Annotated in this window: 12 protein-coding genes and 1 pseudogene; 3 read left to right on the top strand and 10 right to left on the bottom strand. The window is 72.0% G+C overall.

Going from position 1 to position 15,964, the window contains the following annotated elements; all coding sequences use genetic code 11:
- Window positions 1–196 precede the first annotated feature (196 nt).
- From JS521_RS03950 to JS521_RS03990, 9 genes are all read right to left on the bottom strand, one after another.
- Window positions 197–1,231, bottom strand: coding sequence for a glutamate ABC transporter substrate-binding protein (locus tag JS521_RS03950; RefSeq protein ID WP_205081303.1), 1,035 nt, complete (start codon window positions 1,229–1,231; stop codon window positions 197–199).
- A gap of 11 nt (window positions 1,232–1,242) precedes the next feature.
- On the bottom strand, window positions 1,243–2,631 hold the full coding sequence (locus JS521_RS03955) for a GlnX family signal transduction membrane protein (RefSeq protein WP_205081304.1): 1,389 nt from the start codon (window positions 2,629–2,631) through the stop codon (window positions 1,243–1,245).
- A gap of 316 nt (window positions 2,632–2,947) precedes the next feature.
- The gene (locus JS521_RS03960) at window positions 2,948–3,922 is read right to left on the bottom strand and encodes an N-acetylglucosamine kinase (RefSeq protein ID WP_205081305.1); all 975 of its coding nucleotides are present in this window, start codon (window positions 3,920–3,922) and stop codon (window positions 2,948–2,950) included.
- A complete protein-coding gene (locus JS521_RS03965) occupies window positions 3,913–5,178 on the bottom strand; it encodes a 6-phospho-beta-glucosidase (RefSeq protein ID WP_205081306.1) in 1,266 nt (421 codons plus the stop codon). Before JS521_RS03965 ends, JS521_RS03960 begins: the two co-directional genes overlap by 10 nt.
- A 1-nt stretch (window position 5,179) precedes the next feature.
- Window positions 5,180–6,091 (bottom strand): carbohydrate ABC transporter permease, encoded by a 912-nt coding sequence (locus JS521_RS03970; RefSeq protein ID WP_205081307.1) that lies wholly within the window; start codon window positions 6,089–6,091, stop codon window positions 5,180–5,182.
- Window positions 6,092–6,094: 3 nt separating this feature from the next.
- Window positions 6,095–7,036 carry a carbohydrate ABC transporter permease gene (locus JS521_RS03975; protein WP_205081308.1) on the bottom strand — a complete coding sequence of 314 codons (942 nt, stop codon included), beginning with the start codon at window positions 7,034–7,036 and terminating at the stop codon, window positions 6,095–6,097.
- 7 nt (window positions 7,037–7,043) lie between these two features.
- Window positions 7,044–8,375 carry an ABC transporter substrate-binding protein gene (locus JS521_RS03980; RefSeq protein WP_205081309.1) on the bottom strand — a complete coding sequence of 444 codons (1,332 nt, stop codon included), beginning with the start codon at window positions 8,373–8,375 and terminating at the stop codon, window positions 7,044–7,046.
- 83 nt (window positions 8,376–8,458) lie between these two features.
- Complete coding sequence (locus tag JS521_RS03985) at window positions 8,459–9,691, bottom strand: ROK family transcriptional regulator (protein WP_205081310.1); 1,233 nt, start codon at window positions 9,689–9,691, stop codon at window positions 8,459–8,461.
- Window positions 9,692–9,846: 155 nt separating this feature from the next.
- Window positions 9,847–10,917: a mechanosensitive ion channel family protein gene (locus JS521_RS03990; protein WP_205081311.1), complete on the bottom strand. Its 1,071-nt coding sequence runs from the start codon at window positions 10,915–10,917 to the stop codon at window positions 9,847–9,849.
- 314 nt (window positions 10,918–11,231) lie between these two features.
- Here JS521_RS03990 and JS521_RS03995 point away from each other — a divergent pair, with 314 nt between their 5' ends.
- Window positions 11,232–11,768 carry an HNH endonuclease gene (locus tag JS521_RS03995; protein ID WP_003969129.1) on the top strand — a complete coding sequence of 179 codons (537 nt, stop codon included), beginning with the start codon at window positions 11,232–11,234 and terminating at the stop codon, window positions 11,766–11,768.
- Window positions 11,769–11,842: 74 nt separating this feature from the next.
- Here the strand turns inward: JS521_RS03995 and JS521_RS04000 are convergent, their stop codons facing one another.
- The gene (locus tag JS521_RS04000; protein WP_205081312.1) at window positions 11,843–14,842 is read right to left on the bottom strand and encodes a glycoside hydrolase family 84 protein; all 3,000 of its coding nucleotides are present in this window, start codon (window positions 14,840–14,842) and stop codon (window positions 11,843–11,845) included.
- Between the two features lie 307 nt (window positions 14,843–15,149).
- On the opposite strand from JS521_RS04000, the gene JS521_RS04005 reads away from it, so the two are divergent.
- The gene (locus JS521_RS04005; protein WP_205081313.1) at window positions 15,150–15,461 is read left to right on the top strand and encodes a hypothetical protein; all 312 of its coding nucleotides are present in this window, start codon (window positions 15,150–15,152) and stop codon (window positions 15,459–15,461) included.
- A pseudogene (locus JS521_RS36455) lies at window positions 15,462–15,964 on the top strand (4-alpha-glucanotransferase); the annotation flags it as partial.

Here is a 15,964-nt window from a genome sequence, read left to right on the forward strand (position 1 = left end):
CGCCGCCCCGCCACGTGGGGTACGCACCCCGCGCGCCACACCCCCCCCCCCCCCCCCCGCCCGCGGGGGGGGGGGGGGCGGCCGGGATCGGTCTGCTTCGGCCTGCTTCGGTCTGTTCCGTCAGTCCCGCTCGTTCCGGTCCGTACGCCGCTGTGGCGCAGGGTGCCGTGGCGCACGTCCCTGTGGGGCTACGGGGTCAGTCGGTGCGGTACTTGGGGGCGGGCGGTGCGGTGATCCCGGGCAGGCCGGTCGCCAGCCACTTCTCGTAGGACCGCATCCAGGGGCTGTCCTTGCCGCCCGCCCGGTAGTCGACGAGGACCTTGTTGACCCGGGCCACCAGGTCGTCGGCGTCCTTCTTCGTGGCGACGCCGTAGAACTCGGTGGTGAACGGGGCCTTCCCCTTGAGCTCCACCGCCGGGTCCTGGGCCGCCTGACCGGCCGCCAGGGCGTTGTCCGTGACGATCGCGTCGACCTCGCCGAGCTGGAGCCGCACCAGGCAGTCCAGCTGGTTGGGCACGGTCAGCAGGTCCGGGTCGCGCTCCGTGCCGTCGAAGTCGTCCTTGTAGAGCGCCCCGAAGGACTTCTCCTCCAGCGCCTCGTAAGCCGTCGAGCCCTCGGCCGAGCAGACCCGCCTGCCCTTCAGCGAGGAGTCGTAGCCGGTGATCGCCGAATCCTTCGGGGCGAGCACCTGCTGACCCGCCTGGAAGTAGGCGGTGGAGAAGGAGACCTGCTCAAGACGCTTGCAGTTGATCGTCATCGTCCGCACGACGACGTCGACCCGGTCGTTCTCGAGGGCGGCGATGCGCTGGTTGGTGGGGATCGCCCGGAAGATCACCGCGTCCGGGTCGCCCAGGAGGTCCTCGGCGATGGCCCGCACCAGATCGATGTCGAACCCTTCCAGGTCCCCGCTCTCCGGATTGCGGTAGCCCCAGCGGAAGCTGTTCTGGTCGACGCCCGCTATCAGCTTGCCGCGCTCCTTGATCCTGTCGACGCTCGGCCCGTCCGCGCCGGACGCCGGCAGGCTCGCCTCCGGCTCGGTGCAGGCCTCGGCCCGGGCCCGGTCGGCCGTCACCACCCCGCCCGAGGCCCCCGACCCGGCCGTCCCGCCGCCGTGGTGGGCCAGCGGCAGCAGGGTGACCGCCGCGGTGACCGCGCACGCCACCGCCATCCCCGTCACACCGCCCCAGCCGCGCAGGCCACCGCCCCCGGGCCGGTCCTTCGACCTGCTCATCGTTGCCCCTCTCACCGGTACTCCGAGAGCCTGCGGTTGACCCCGACGATCACGGCGACGGCCCCCAGCACCGCCAGGGCCGCGGCCCCCGTCGGCAGGCCCCGCAGGGCCCCGCGCCCGTCCTTCGCCGCCGCGGTGAACTCGCCCTGCTCATGGGCGAGCGCCTTCTCCAGCGCGGCGTCCACCTGCTGGAAGGACTGCCCGGTGGACTCCTCCGTCCCGATGATCTGCTTCAGCGCGCCGTCGTAGTCGCCCCGGTCGTCCGTGGCCCGGGCCTCGCGGTGCCGGACCTGCCACTGGGCCACGCCGTCCGCCGCCCTGGCCACCGGCGCACTCCCGCTCTCGTCGTCCGCGAGCCGCCCGGCCTTCGTCAACTGCGCCTTCAGCGACTTCATCCCCGTGCTGTAGTCCGCCTCGTACTGGTCGGCGGAGCCGTCCGGGGTCAGCACCGCGCCCCGCGCCACCAGCGTGAGGTTCTCGTTGGCGCGCGCCTTCAGAGAGCTGATCCGCGCGTCGTTGAGCACATCCAGCGACGCCTGGCCGTGCACCATCGCGGACCGCAGCTCCACACGGGCCACCACATGCCCCACGGCCAGCCAGAGCACCACCACCGAGGCGGCGGCCGTCGCCACCAGCAGTCCGTGGTTCAGTACCCGGTTCGTCCGGCGGTAGGTGCGCCGCTGCATCCACACCAGCGCGCCCAGCACCACGATTCCGGCGCCGACCGACCACAGCGGCCACTGCCGGGCGTCGGCCGAGTCGCTCTCCAGCCGGCCCGTCTCCGCCGCGTACAGCCGCTCGGCGGCCGGGAGCATCTCGCCGGTCATCTTCTGGTTCGCGTACCGCAGGTAGGCGCCGCCCAGCGGCAGACCCTGGCGGTTGTTGGCGCGGGCCCGCTCGATCAGGCCCGTGTAGACCGGGAGCAGCTTGTTGAGGGTGGCTATCTCACGGCTGGACGCGCTGTCGGAGTCGGTGCTCCCCGACGCCTTCACCAGCAGCCGGGCCGCCTCCTCGATGTCCTTCCGATACTGCTCCTGCACGTCCTCGGGCTCCTGCGCGCCCGCGAGGAACCCACTGGCCGCCGTCGTGTCCGCGTCCGCCAGGAAGCGGTAGATGTCCGCCGCGTCGGCGCTGAGCGGCTGACTGCGGCTGACCACGTCGTCGGCCGACGAGGCCCGCTGCGAGATCTCCAGCGTGGTCACCGCGCCGAACGCGACGACCAGCAGGGCCAGGACGGCCCCGATGATCTGGAGCCGGCCGGGCTCGGTCGTCGCCACGTCACGCAGTCGCCGTGTCTGCGCGGCCCACGTGGTGCGGCGCTGTGCAGGCACGCCGGCGTGCCCGGACACCGGGTCCGGTGTGCGCAGCGTCTGCGAGCCGCCGCTCGGCGGGTGTGTCACTCGACCTCCCCCTCGGTCACTGACGGTGGGGCCCCGTCCCCGTCATCAGTCCCCGCATTCGACCAGGGCGGGCGCGGCCGATCAAGGCAAGCAGCGCAACGTGCCCGGAAACATCCCCATAAGCGAACGGACTTCCCATCAGGTACACGTTCCAGAGGCCCGATCGGTTCCCTCCCGCCCCTCGTACGCCAGGCGTTCACCCGTACGAGGAACGCACGGGGGACGCACGGGGTACGCACCGGGAACGAACGAGAAGCGTCCCCCCACGCGGTGTGCGTGGAGGGACGTTTCCCCGACGAGCGGTGGACCGGAACCCTCAGGCGTACCGCGCGCGCAGCCTCCGGTGGACCTCCGGCGCCGCGCCCGTACGGTCCAGGCCCAGCAGCGCCGCGCCCAGCACCGGCGGCTCGGTCACCACGCTCACCTCGGCCTTCGGGGCGCGGGCCGCCAGCAGCGCGGCGATCCGGTCGTTCAGCTGCGGGTGGCGCGCGGCCAGCACACTGCCGCCCAGCAGTACCGGAACCTCCTCCTCCAGCAGGTCGAGGCGGTCCAGAGCGACCGAGGCCATCGCCACCACCTCGTGCGCCTGCCGCTTCACCAGCGCGGCCGCCACCGGATCCCCGGCCTCCGCCGTGGCGAACAGCACCGGCGTCAGCTCATGACGCCGCGTCAGCGGAATCGCGCCCCGGTGCAGCGCCTCGATCAACCCGTACATCGAGTCGAGCCCGAAGTGGCCCGGCAGCGTACGGGCCAGCTCGGAGGGTTCTCCGCGCCCGTCCTCGGCGCGCGCGGCGAACCACAGCGCCTCCTCCGCGAGCCCCGAACCGCCGCCCCAGTCACCGGATATCCGCCCGATCGCGGGGAAGCGGGCGACCCGCCCGTCCGGGGTCATGCCCACGCAGTTGATCCCGGCCCCGCACACCACCGCCACGCCCCGGGGCTGGTCCACCCCGGCGCGCAGGATCGCGAAGGTGTCGTTGCGCACCTCCACCGACGAGCCCCACCCCCGGGCCTCCAGCGCGGTGGCCAACTCGGCCTCCTCGACCGGCAGATCGGCGTTGGCCAGACACGCGGAGACATGGCCGGAGAGGACGGGCGGATCCGGCAGTTCCGCGACCGCCCGCGCCAGCGCCGCGGCCAGTACGTCGATCGCCGCCTCCACGCCGACCACGGGCGGCTGGAAACCGCCGCCGCGCGCCGTGGCCAGCACGGTGCCGTCCTCGCCGATCAGCGCCACGTCGGTCTTGCTGTTGCCCGCGTCGATGGCGACGACCGACACGTTCACGCCCACGAAAGATGCTCCCGGTTGTGCGCGATCAGCCGGTCGGTGAGGACCTCGGCATAGGCGTACTGGCCGATCAGCGGGTGGGCGAGCAGCGCCTTGAAGACCCGGTCCCGGCCGCCGCGCAGCGCGGCTTCCAGGGCGAGGTCCTCGTACGCCGTCACGTTGGCGATGAGACCGGCGTACAGCGGGTCCAGCGCCGGGACGGCCAGCGGGGTCGCGCCGTCGCGTCCGACCCGGGCCTGGACCTCGATCACCGCGTCGTCCGGGAGGAACGGCAGTGTCCCGTTGTTGTACGTGTTGACCACCTGGACCGGCGAACCGCCGTCGCCCAGCAGGGATGCCGCCAGGTCCACGGCCGCCTCGGAGTAGAACGCGCCGCCCCGCTTGGCGAGCAGCTCGGGCTTCTCGTCGAGCGCCGGGTCGCCGTACATCGCGAGCAGTTCCTTCTCCATCGCCGCGACCTCGGCAGCCCGGGACGGCTTGGTGCCGAGCTCCTTCACCACCTCGTCGTGGGCGTAGAAGTAGCGCAGGTAGTAGGAGGGGACGACGCCGAGCCGGTCGATGATCTGCCGGGGCATGTGGAGGTCGTCGGCGATGGTGTCGCCGTGCTCCGCGAGCAGCTTCGGCAGGACGTTCTCGCCGTCCGGGCCGCCCAGGCGCACCCCCAGCTCCCAGCTCAGGTGGTTGAGCCCGACGTGGTCGAGGTGCACCTGCCCCGGCTCCACCTCCAGCAGCCGGGCGAACTTCCGCTGGAAACCGATCGCCACGTTGCACAGGCCGACGGCCTTGTGCCCGGCCTGGAGGAGGGCGCGGGTGACGATGCCGACCGGGTTGGTGAAGTCGATGATCCAGGCGTCCGGGTTGGTGCGGCGGACCCGCTCGGCGATGTCCAGGACGACCGGCACGGTGCGCAGCGCCTTGGCGAGGCCGCCGGCGCCGGTGGTCTCCTGGCCGACGCAGCCGCACTCCAGCGGCCAGGTCTCGTCCTGGTTGCGCGCGGCCTGTCCGCCGACGCGCAGCTGGAGCAGGACCGCGTCGGCGTCGGCGACACCCGCGTCGATGTCGGTGGTCGTCGTGATCTTCCCGGCATGGTCCTGCTTGGCGAAGATCCGCCGGGCGAGACCGGAGACCAGCTCCAGGCGGTCGGCCGCCGGGTCGACGAGCACCAGCTCCTCGATCGGCAGCGTGTCCCGCAGCCGGGCGAATCCGTCGATCAGTTCAGGGGTGTAGGTGGACCCGCCACCCACTACTGCGAGCTTCATGTCAGCCCTTTACTCCGGTCAGTGTGACGCCCTCGACGAATGCCTTCTGGGCGAAGAAGAAGACGGCGATCACGGGGGCCATGACCAGAACGGTCGCGGCCATGGTCAGGTTCCAGTCGGTGTGGTGTGCGCCCTTGAAGGATTCCAGGCCGTAACTGAGCGTCCAGGCGGCCGGGTTCTCCGAGGCGTAGATCTGTGGTCCGAAGTAGTCGTTCCAGGCGGCGAAGAACTGGAAGAGCGCGATGGCCGCGATCCCGGGCTTCGCCATCGGCAGGACGACCTTCATCAGCGTGCGGAACTCGCCGCAGCCGTCGACCTTCGCCGCGTCCAGGTACTCGTTCGGGATGGTCAGCAGGAACTGCCGCAGCAGGAAGATGGAGAACGCGTCGCCGAAGGCCATCGGGATGATCAGCGGCCACAAACTGCCCGACAGGTCCATCTGCTTGGCCCAGAACAGGTACATCGGGATGATGACGACCTGCGGCGGCAGCATCATCATCGAGATGACGAGCATCAGCGACAGCTTGCGGCCCCGGAAGCGGAACTTCGCCAGCGCGTACGCCACCGGGATCGACGACACCACGGTGAGGACGGTGCCGAGGCCCGCGTACAGCAGGGTGTTGCGCCACCAGGTCAGAAAGCCCGGGGTGTTGAAGACCCGTTCGTAGTTGCCCCACTCCCAGGTGTTGGGGGTGAGGTCGCGGGTCAGCGCCTGCTGGTCGCTCATCAGCGAGGTCAGCACCACGAAGACGAACGGCAGCACGAAGAAGAGCGCGGCGGCGACCCCGAGGGAGTGCACGGCGATCCAGTGCAGCAGGGCCTTGGGGGGGGCGGGGCGGGCGGCGGGGGTTCGCGCGGGGCGCTCCGGGTCGGCGGCAGCGGCTTTACGAACAGGGTCGAGAAGGTCGGTCATGGCTCAGTCACTCGCCGAGATCAGGTTGTTGCGGCCCCGCATCAGCAGCGCTGTGAACGCCATGGCCAGGGCGAACAGCACGAGCGCGACGACACAGGCGGCGCCGTAGTCGAAGCGCTGGAAGCCCAGGTTGTAGACGAGCTGCGGGAGCGTCAGTGTCGATTTGTCGGGATAGCCGGGTTCGAAGGACTGGCCGGAGCCGCCGATGACTCCGGAGGCGACCTTTCCGGCCACGAGTGGCTGCGTGTAGTACTGCATCGCCTGGATGACGCCCGTCACCACGGCGAACAGCACGATGGGCGAGATGTTCGGCAGGGTCACGAAGCGGAACTTCTGCCAGGCGGACGCGCCGTCCAGCTCGGCCGCTTCGTACTGCTCGGCCGGCACGTCCAGCAGCGAGGCCATGAAGATGACCATCAGGTCCCCGATGCCCCAGACCGCGAGCATGGTGAGCGCCGGCTTGGACCAGGACGCGTCGTTGAACCAGCCGGGCGTCGGCAGCCCGAAGTCCCCGAGGATCGCGTTGACCGGCCCGGTGCCGGGGTTGAGCAGGAAGACGAAGGCGAGCGTCGCGGCGACCGGCGGGGCCAGATAGGGCAGGTAGAACAGGGTCCGGAAGACCCCGGTACCCGTCTTGATCTTCGTGATCAGCAGCCCGATCCCGAGGCCGAACACGACCCGGCAGGTGACCACGACGAGCACCAGCCAGAGCGTGTTCCACAGCGACGGCCAGAACATCGGGTAGTCGCGGAAGACGTACGTCCAGTTCGCCGGCCCGTTGAAGGCGGGCGCGCCGAACCCGTCGTACGACGTGAAGGAGAAGTAGACCGTCGAGACCATCGGGTAGGCGAAGAAGAACGAGAACCCGATCAGCCACGGCGACATGAAGGCCGCGTTCCGCAGCGCCGACCTGCGGCGCTTGGAGCGGAGGGTGTGCGTCGTCATCGTCGGGCTACTTGGCCTTGGCGATGTCGGTGTCGATCTGCTTCGCGGTCTTCTCCAGACCCGCCTGGAGGTCCTTCACCGCGCCCTTCTCGTACTGGTAGCCGAAGTCCTGGAGGGTCAGCTGGTACGTGGCCCCGTTGACGGCCCCGTCGGAGGTGCTGGACTTGGGGTGCTGGGCGATGTCCAGGAAGGTCTGGAAGCGCGGGTCGAACTTCAGGTCGGGCGACTTCAGCGCCTCCAGGGTGGAGGGCACGTTGCGGATGCCGTTGGAGAAGTTGACGACCGCCTCGGTGTCGGTGGTCATGAACTTGACCAGCTCCCAGGCGGCGTTCTGCTTCTTGCTGGCCGGGGCGATGCCCACGATGGTGCCGGAGAGGTAGCCCTTGCCGTAGCTGTCCGCCTCGTCGTCCGCGACGGGCATCGGCGCGACCCCGACCTCGAAGTCCACCCCGGCGTCCTCGGCCATCCCGAGCCGCCACTCGCCGTCCAGCTGCATGGCCACCTGGCCGGTGTGGAACGGGTGCTTGGCGCCCCACTCGTCACCGAAGGTGCCCCGGAACTTCTCCAGCCTGTCGTAGCCGCCGAGGCTGTCCACGAGCTTCTTCTGGTACGTGAACATCTTGGCGAACGCCGGGTCCTCGGCGATGTTGGACTTGCCGTTCTCGTCGAAGTAGGCGTGGTCCCACGAGGGCATGTAGTGGCTGACGACGGTCTCGTAGCCGTGGAAGTTCGGCATGAAGCCGAGCTGCTGGTAGGTGTCGCCCTTCTCGACCGTCAGCTTCTCCGCCACCTCGGTCAGTTCGGACATCGTCTTCGGCGGCGCGGTGATCCCGGCCTTCTCGAACGCGTCCTTGTTGTAGTAGAGGCCGTAGGCGTCGGTGAGCAGCGGCAGGGCGCAGCGCTTGCCCTCGAACTGGGTGTAGTCCAGGAGGACCTTCGGGAAGGTCTTCTCCAGATCCAGCTTCGACTTCTCGATGAACGGCTTCAGGTCGGTGAAGGCGCCCGACGAGCAGAACTTGCCGACGTTGGCCGTGGTGAAGGACGAGACCACGTCCGGCCCGTCCGAACCGCCCGCGCGCAGCGCCTGGTTGAGCTTGTCGTCGTTGATGTTGCCGGAGACCTTCACCGTGATGTTCGGGTGGGCCTTCTCGAACCGGTCGATGTTGTCCTGGACCGCCTTCACCTCGGCGGGCGCGCTCCAGCCGTGCCAGAAGTTGATCGTGGTCTTCGCGTCCGGGTCGTCGGAGGCGCCGGCCTCGGACTGGCCGGTACAGGCGGTGGCGAGCACCGATATCGCGGCGACGGCGACAGCGGTGGTGGTGAGACGGCTGGTGCGCATGACAAAACTCCCAGGGACCGGGGGCGGAGGAAGAGAGGCAGACGACGAGGGATGCGGGAAGGGGGGTGCGGGAAGGGGGTGGCTCAGCGCGAGGTGTCGAACACTTCGTCGCGGGTGTCGGCGAGCGCCCGCTCCAGGGCGCCGCGCAGGACGGGCGTACGGTCGATCTCGCCGACGACCAGACGCGGCCGGGAGGCGGCCAGCTCGGCCAGCTCGGACTGGATCAGGGAGCGCAGGATCTCGCCGCCCGCGGCGACCGCCCCGCCGGAGAGCACGATCAGCCCGGGGTCCAGGACGGCGGTGACGGAGGCGAGGCCGGTGGCGAGGCGCTGGGCGTACTGGCGCAGCAGTTCGGTGAGCGCCTCGTCCTCCTCGTACGCGTCGGCCGCCCGCGCCAGCAGTTCGGCGGCGACCTTCGCGTACGGCTGCTGAGGGGTGTCGATACCCAGCGCCTTGGCGAGCCGGGGCACCGACTGGGCGCCCGCCAGCTCCTGGAAGCCGCCGCTGTTGGCCTTGACGACCTGGCGGACGAGGGGGGTGCCGGGGACCGGCAGGAAGCCGACCTCGCCCGCGCCGCCGGTGAAGCCGCGGTGCAGCCGGCCGTTGATGACGAGGGCGGCGCCGAGGCCCTCCTCGTTCCACAGCAGGACGAAGTCCTCGTGGCCGCGGGCCGCACCGAGGCGCTGCTCGGCGACGGCGACCAGGTTGACGTCGTTCTCGTACTCCACCGGCATCGGCAGAAACGCGGCCAGCTCGTCCAGCAGGGTGGGGGAGTGCCAGCCGGGCAGGTGCGAGGCGTACCGGAGCCGTCCGGTGCCCGGGTCGAAGGCGCCCGGGGTGCCGATGACGATCCGGTGCACGTCCCCGCGGGTCAGCCCCGCGTCCTTGACCGCCCCATCCAGCGCGTCGGCGACCTGCCGCACCACGCTGTCGGCGCGCCGCCCCGGGGTGGCCAGCTCGAACTGCCCGACGGTCGCCCCGGTCACGTCCGCGACGGCGGCGACGATGCGGCGGCTGTTCACGTCGAGCCCGGCGACATGGGCGGCGCGCGGGTTCACCGTGTAGAGCTGGGCGTTGGGTCCGGGGCGCCCCTCGCTGGTCCCGGTGGCGACGACCAGCCCGGCCGCCTCCAGCCGGGCCAGCAGCTGGGACGCGGTGGGCTTGGAGAGCCCGGTGAGTTTCCCGATCCGGGTCCGGGAGAGCGGGCCGTGCTCCAGCAGCAGATCGAGGGCGGCCCGGTCGTTCATGGCCCGCAGCACGCGCGGGGTGCCCGGAGTGCCGGATGCGCCGGGTGGGCCCGGAGTGGTTCCCGCCATCGTGGATGCACCGCCCTCTGTCAGGAACTCAACGTCCGTGACGTCCGTCCGCGGCATTCGCCCATGACGTCCGCCGCGACTCTGTTAGGAAAGTTTCCTATTCGGTTGAGAGGACGGTAGGGCGCAGGTCACCGGGGCGTCGGCGGAAGGTCTGCCTACTGCTTGTTCAGGTTCGTCGGCGGTGGTATCGGGGTGGTCGCCATCGACTGCGGGGAGATCGCCGAGGCGTACGCGGAGGGGGCCGCCATCGCCGCCGTCGGATCCGCCGAGGACTCGGCGTCGGCCTGCAGCGGCAGCACACCGATCATGCGGATGCCCGCGTCGTCCAGCGCCTGCTTGATGCGCCAGCGCAGCTCCCGCTCCACGCCGATCGACTTGCCCGGCATCGTCTTCGCGGTCACCCGGACCGTCATCGAGTCCAGCAGGACCGCGTCCAGGCCGAGCACCTCGACCGGACCCCACAGCCGCTCCGCCCAGGGCTCTTCCTTGGCCATCGTCTCGGCGGCCGCGGTGATCGCCTTGCGGACCTGCTCCAGGTCCTCGGTCGGGCGCACGGTGACGTCGACCCCGGCCGTGGACCAGCCCTGGCTGAGGTTGCCGATCCGCTTCACCTCGCCGTTGCGGACGTACCAGATCTCGCCGTTGTCGCCGCGCAGCTTGGTGACGCGCAGGCCCACCTCTATGACCTCGCCGGAGGCGACCCCCGCATCGATCGTGTCGCCGACGCCGTACTGGTCCTCCAGGATCATGAAGACGCCGGAGAGGAAGTCCGTGACCAGGTTGCGAGCGCCGAAACCGAGTGCGACACCGGCGACACCGGCCGAGGCGAGGAGTGGCGCCAGGTTGATCTTGAAGGCGCCCAGGACCATCAGAGCGGCCGTGCCCATGATCAGGAACGAGGCCACCGAGCGCAGCACCGAGCCGATCGCCTCCGAGCGCTGGCGTCTGCGCTCCGCGTTGACCAGCAGCCCGCCCAGCGCGGTGCCCTGCACCGCCTGGGCGCTGCGGTTCATCCGGTCTATGAGATTGGTCAGGGCGCGCCGGATCAGATAACGCAGCGTGATCGCGACGGCCACGATCAGCAGGATCCGCAGCCCGGTGCTCAGCCAGGTGGACCAGTTCTCCTCGACCCAGCCCGCGGCGTTCCCGGCGTGTTCGGCGGCTTCGTCCAGCGAGCCGCCCGGCTCGGGAGACGGGGCTGCGGCCAAGAGGGCGGACAGGGACACGGCAGAGACCTCCAGGGGGACGACGGCTGGTCAACAACACTAACGAAGCCGGGGGAGTGGATCGTTGCCGTCGCGGGAGGAGAGACGGGTCTCACCGGGAACACCTTCGCTGTGGCCGATCGCACAGCGCGGACGGCCGCCCAGGTGAAGCACCCCTCCGGCACGGCCGGGCGGCGTGCGGAGCCCGGGGTGAGAAGAATCCTCCCGGCCCGTTACCCGTACGTGGTGGCGCTTTGACCAGGCATGAGGAGAGACTGAGATCGGATCGTCCCGGCGCGAGCCACGCGCCGCCGGCGTACAAGGAGGCATCCACCGTGCCGCACGTCCTGGTTCTCAACGCGTCGTACGAGCCGCTCGGCGTCGTACCGCTCCGCCGCGCGCTCGTCCTCGTCCTGGAAAACAAGGCCATCTGCCTGGAGGAGTCCGGCTCCTTCCTGCACAGTGCCACCCGTGCCGTGCCCGCTCCCAGCGTGGTCCGGCTCAAGCGCTTCGTCCGGGTTCCCTACCGGGGGCCCGTTCCCCTGACGAGGCGGGCGCTGTTCGCCCGGGACGGCGGACGCTGCATGTACTGCGGGGCCGCCGCGACCAGCGTCGACCACGTCATTCCGCGCAGCCGCGGCGGACAGCACGCCTGGGACAACGTGGTGGCGGCCTGCCGCCGCTGCAACCACGTCAAGGCCGACCGCCATCTGCCCGAGCTGGGCTGGCGGCTGCGCCACCAGCCCGCCCCGCCGACCGGCCTGGCCTGGCGGATCATCGGGACCGGACACCGCGACCCGCGCTGGCTGCCGTACCTGCAACCGTTCGGCGCGGACGACGTGATGGCCCGGATCGACGGCGTGTCCGCCTGAGTCCGGGCCTTCGTCGTCCTCGGTCGTTCCCCGGCTCCCTCGTACGGCTCAGTCGTCCGGCTTTCCCGTACGGCTCAGTCGTCCGCGACCGCGTACGCCTCCACCGACCAGAGCGAGTAGCCGTACTCCGTCGCCCGGCCGTCGCCCTGCACCCGGACGAACCGGGTGTCCTTCGCGTCCATCCGGACCGACTCGCGCCCGCCCCGGCCCTCCGTCACGGTCGCGGCGGTACGCCAGATCCGACCGTCGGCGGAGACCTGGACGCGGTAGCGGGAGGCGTACGCGTCCTGCCAGCTCAGCACCACCTGGCCCAGCCGCACCGGCTTCTCCAGCTCGGTCTGCCACCAGGCGCCGTCCTCCACCGGTGAGGACCACCGGGTCTCCGGATCGCCGTCGGAGGCCGCCGACGCGGGGAAGTCCGGGGTCTCGTCGCCGGACGAGGAGGCCTTCGCCGTACGCGCCAGGTCCGGGCCACCGGTGCGCGGGAAGGCCCGCACGGTCAGCGTGGACTCCTGGCCGCCGAAGGCCAGCGGCACCTCGTACTCGCCCGCCGGGGTGTCCTTCGGGACGGTGATGTCCACGGGTACCTCCGTACGCGATCCGCGCGGCACGGTCGTCTGCTTCGGGATCCGCACCTCGATGCCCTTCGGGGCCTTCGCGGTGAGCTTGCCCTTGACCTCGGCCGGACGCCGGCCCGCCAGCCGGGCCGCGACCCGCTGGGGTTCGCCGCCGATCTCCGCGTCGGTCTCCCCGTGCTTCAGGTCGAGCGTGGCGGCGGGCTCGTCCCCGAACCACGGCACCAGGGCCCGCACCTGCGGGGCCCCCGCCACGACGGCGGGCGCGGTGGGCAGGTTCGGGCTCAGATACGGCGGCCGGGCGGTCCCGGCGGCCTCCGGCACGGTGACCCGTACGGCGTCCGCGCGCAGCCCCTTCGCGGAGGTCTGGGTGAAGCCGCTCGGCGAGAGCCGCCCGAGGGGCCGCCAGCCCTCACCGGGCACATGGGCCTCCACGACCGCGTCGGCGAGGGCGTGCCCGGGCTCGGCGAGCGCCGTGACGGCCTCCACCGGGCGGGCCGCGTCCAGCCGGACCGTATAGCTGCGGGCGTCCTTGGTGACCCGGCCCGAGGCGCGGTCGGTGCCGTTCCACCCGGCCGCCACCTTCGCCACCTTGTCCAGGAACGGGTCCAGCACGCCCTTGCCGACCGTGGCCCGGCTCGCCCCGATCTCCTCGCGCAGCGGCTCCAGGGCCAGTTGGGCGCGCCAGGCGGCGGCGCCGTCCCCGGCGGCCTGGGCCTGGAGCAGATCCACCGCCAGCTCACCGGCCCGGCCGTAGCGGGCCAGCTGCTCGGTCCAGGGGCGCACCTCGTCGGTCAGCCGGCCCTCGGCGGAGGTCTTCAGCCGCTCCGGGGCCTGCCGCATCACGGAGAACGCCGCGCGCAGCTCGCCGGCCGCCCGGTCGCGGCGGGAGGCGTCGGCGCGGGTGTTCCAGAAGGCGTCGAACAGGGGCTGGAGGTAGGCGGACTCCTCCGCGCCGAGCACCGAGCCCGCGCTGTTCCCGGCCAGCGCCAGCAGCGCGTCCCGGGCGGACGCGTCCCCGCCCGCCAGATCGTCGATCGCCGCCCGCCAGGACGCGCCGGGGTCGTACCCCTTCGGGTTCCAGGCGAAGTCGGCGGCGGTGAACAGCGGGATCCGCGAGGCGGACGCCTGCTCCATCGCATTGGCCAGCAGCGCCGCCGATCCGCTCGCCACCGCCGGGTCACGGCCGGTGTACGGGCCGAGGAAGATGCGGTCCTGGGCGTAGTCGTTGACCGGGTAGTTGTCCATCGTCACCAGCGGGTGGCGGAACGCGGCGCGGGCCCCGGCCAGTTCACCCCCGGTGATCTTCTTCGGCACCACGCCGACCCCGGTCCAGGCCACCTGCACCCGGTCGTCCAGCTCGGCCGCCAGCGCCGTGCGGTAGTCGGTGGCGCCGTCCTGGTAGAACTCCGTCGGCAGGACGGACAGCGGGGCCGCGTCCGGGTGCCGTTCCTCCAGGTGCCGGGCGAGGGCGCCCGCGACCCGGGCCTGCGCGCGGGCCGCCGCCTTCGGACCGTTGCCGAAGGTCTCCGCGTCCAGGTCGCAGTGCCATTCGCTGTAGCTGACGTCCTGGAACTGGAGCTGGAAGACCCGGACGCCCAGCGCCCACATCGCGTCGATCTTCTTGGCCAGCGCCTTGACGTCCTGGTCCGATGCCATGCACATGGCCTGACCGGGGGAGAGCGCCCAGCCGAGCGTGACGTGCTCGGCGCGCGCCCGCTCGGCCAGTGCCCGGAAGTCGGCCCGCTTGTCGGCCGGATAGGGCTCGCGCCAGCGCGCCAGCCGGTAGGGGTCGTCGCCCGCCGCGTAGAGATAGCGGTTCTGCTTGGTGCGGCCCATGAAGGCGATCTGGGCGAGCCGGTCCTCCTGGGTCCAGGGCTGTCCGTAGAAGCCCTCGGCCATGCCGCGTACGGCGGTTCCCGGCCAGTCCCGTACGGTCACGCCGGCCACCGATCCGCCGGTGACCAGTTGGCGCAGGGTCTGGACGGCGTGGAAGAGGCCGTCTGCGCCGAGCCCGTCCAGGGCGACGGTGGCCCGCCCGGCGACCTCGCCGACCGCGAGCCGGTAGCCGCCCGACGGCAGGTCGGCCCGGTCGGGAGCGCGCAGCGCCCGCAGCGCCTCGCCCGCGCCGTTGCCGCCGAGCCGGATCACGGGGCCGTCGCCCGGCAGGCTCTCGTGCAGGGTGCGGACGCCCGCCGAGCGCAGCAGGTCGCGCGCCTGCTCGACGGCGTACGGGTCGGCCTCCGGCGCGGCGACGAGCGTGGCCTCCGAGCCCAGCTCCACGGCGGGCCCGGTGGTCCTCATGCTCTGCGGGCGGGGCCAGACGGACGGCGTCCGTGCGCTGTCGGCACGGTCGAGGGCGTCGGCGACGGGCCTGCCGGGGTCGCTGGGAGCGACGGGGGCGGCCGTCGCCGCCGGAGCGACGGAGACGGACCCGAGGAGTCCGCCGATCACGGCGGCGGCCACGGCCGTAGCCTGCCTTCTGCGCCCGATCCGCACGTCGTGTCCCCTTCCGTACGTCCCCACACCCCTGGCGGGGTCCGAGCCCACCACCCGGGCGCAAGGGTGTCAATGCGCTTGCCCGTTCTGTCGGAAACGCCGGGATCCGTGACGCCTTCGGGTGCTGTGGGGCTGGTGTGGCGGCCGGGAGTGGCCAAAAACGGCCCATACCTTCCGTGCGGGGGAACGGAATGTGACCCGGAGCACGTTGGGCTCGTTGTCATAACGCCTGCATCACGTCCACGTCTGCCGCGGCGAGGCTTGGGTAGGTCTGCTGTGTCCTGTTCTCCATGGCCAGGAGGCCACCATGCCCGCTGCCGCGCAGCTTCTGCTCTCCGCCCTCTCCAAACAGGTACCCGCCCAGTCCGAGTCCGCGCCGCTGACCAGCGAACTTCCCCTTGCCGATGTCGCCCACCTGATCAGCGGGCCGCCGCTCGCCGATGTCTCCCTGTTGCTCGGTGAGTCCTCCTTCGCCGATTCCGCGCCGCTGACCAGCGAGCCTCCGCTCGCCGATGCCACCCCTCTCACGAGCGAGCCTCCGCTCGCCGCCGTCGCCCCACTGACCAGCGAGCCGACCGCACCCGGCACCGCGGGGGGCATGGAGTTCCCAGGAGTCTGAATGGGCTTGTCCCGGCTCGCCGCACTGCACGGTGTCGCCACCTCCTACTCCCCGTCGCCGGATGTCACGGTGTCCGTCCCCGACGACACGGTCATCGCCGTGCTCGCCGCGCTGGGCGTCGACGCCGGCACTCCGGCGGACGTACGGAAGTGCCTCGCCGCCGCGGAGTCCCGCTCGTGCCTGCTGCCGCCGACCGTGGTGGTCTGGGCCGGCGAGCCCCTGCCGCCCGCTCTGGCCGGCCCCCCCCCCCGGGGGGGCCCGGCCCCCCCCGCCCCCCCCCGCCCCCCCCGCCCCCCCCCCCCACCCCCCCCGCCCCCCCGGGGGGGGGGGGGGGGGCGCGCCCCCCCCCCCCCCCGGCCGCGCCCCCCCCCCCCCCCCCCCCCCCCCCCCGGGGCCCCCCCGGAGCCGGCCGAGTCCCCGGGACACCCTGCGGGCCGCCCGCCCGCTCCGCTGAGCATGCGCTCCCGGGCCCGGCACGGAACCCGCATCGCCGTCTCCCGGGA

The organism is Streptomyces durocortorensis (assembly GCF_016901035.1).
GTDB classification, from domain to species: Bacteria; Actinomycetota; Actinomycetes; order Streptomycetales; family Streptomycetaceae; genus Streptomyces; species Streptomyces durocortorensis.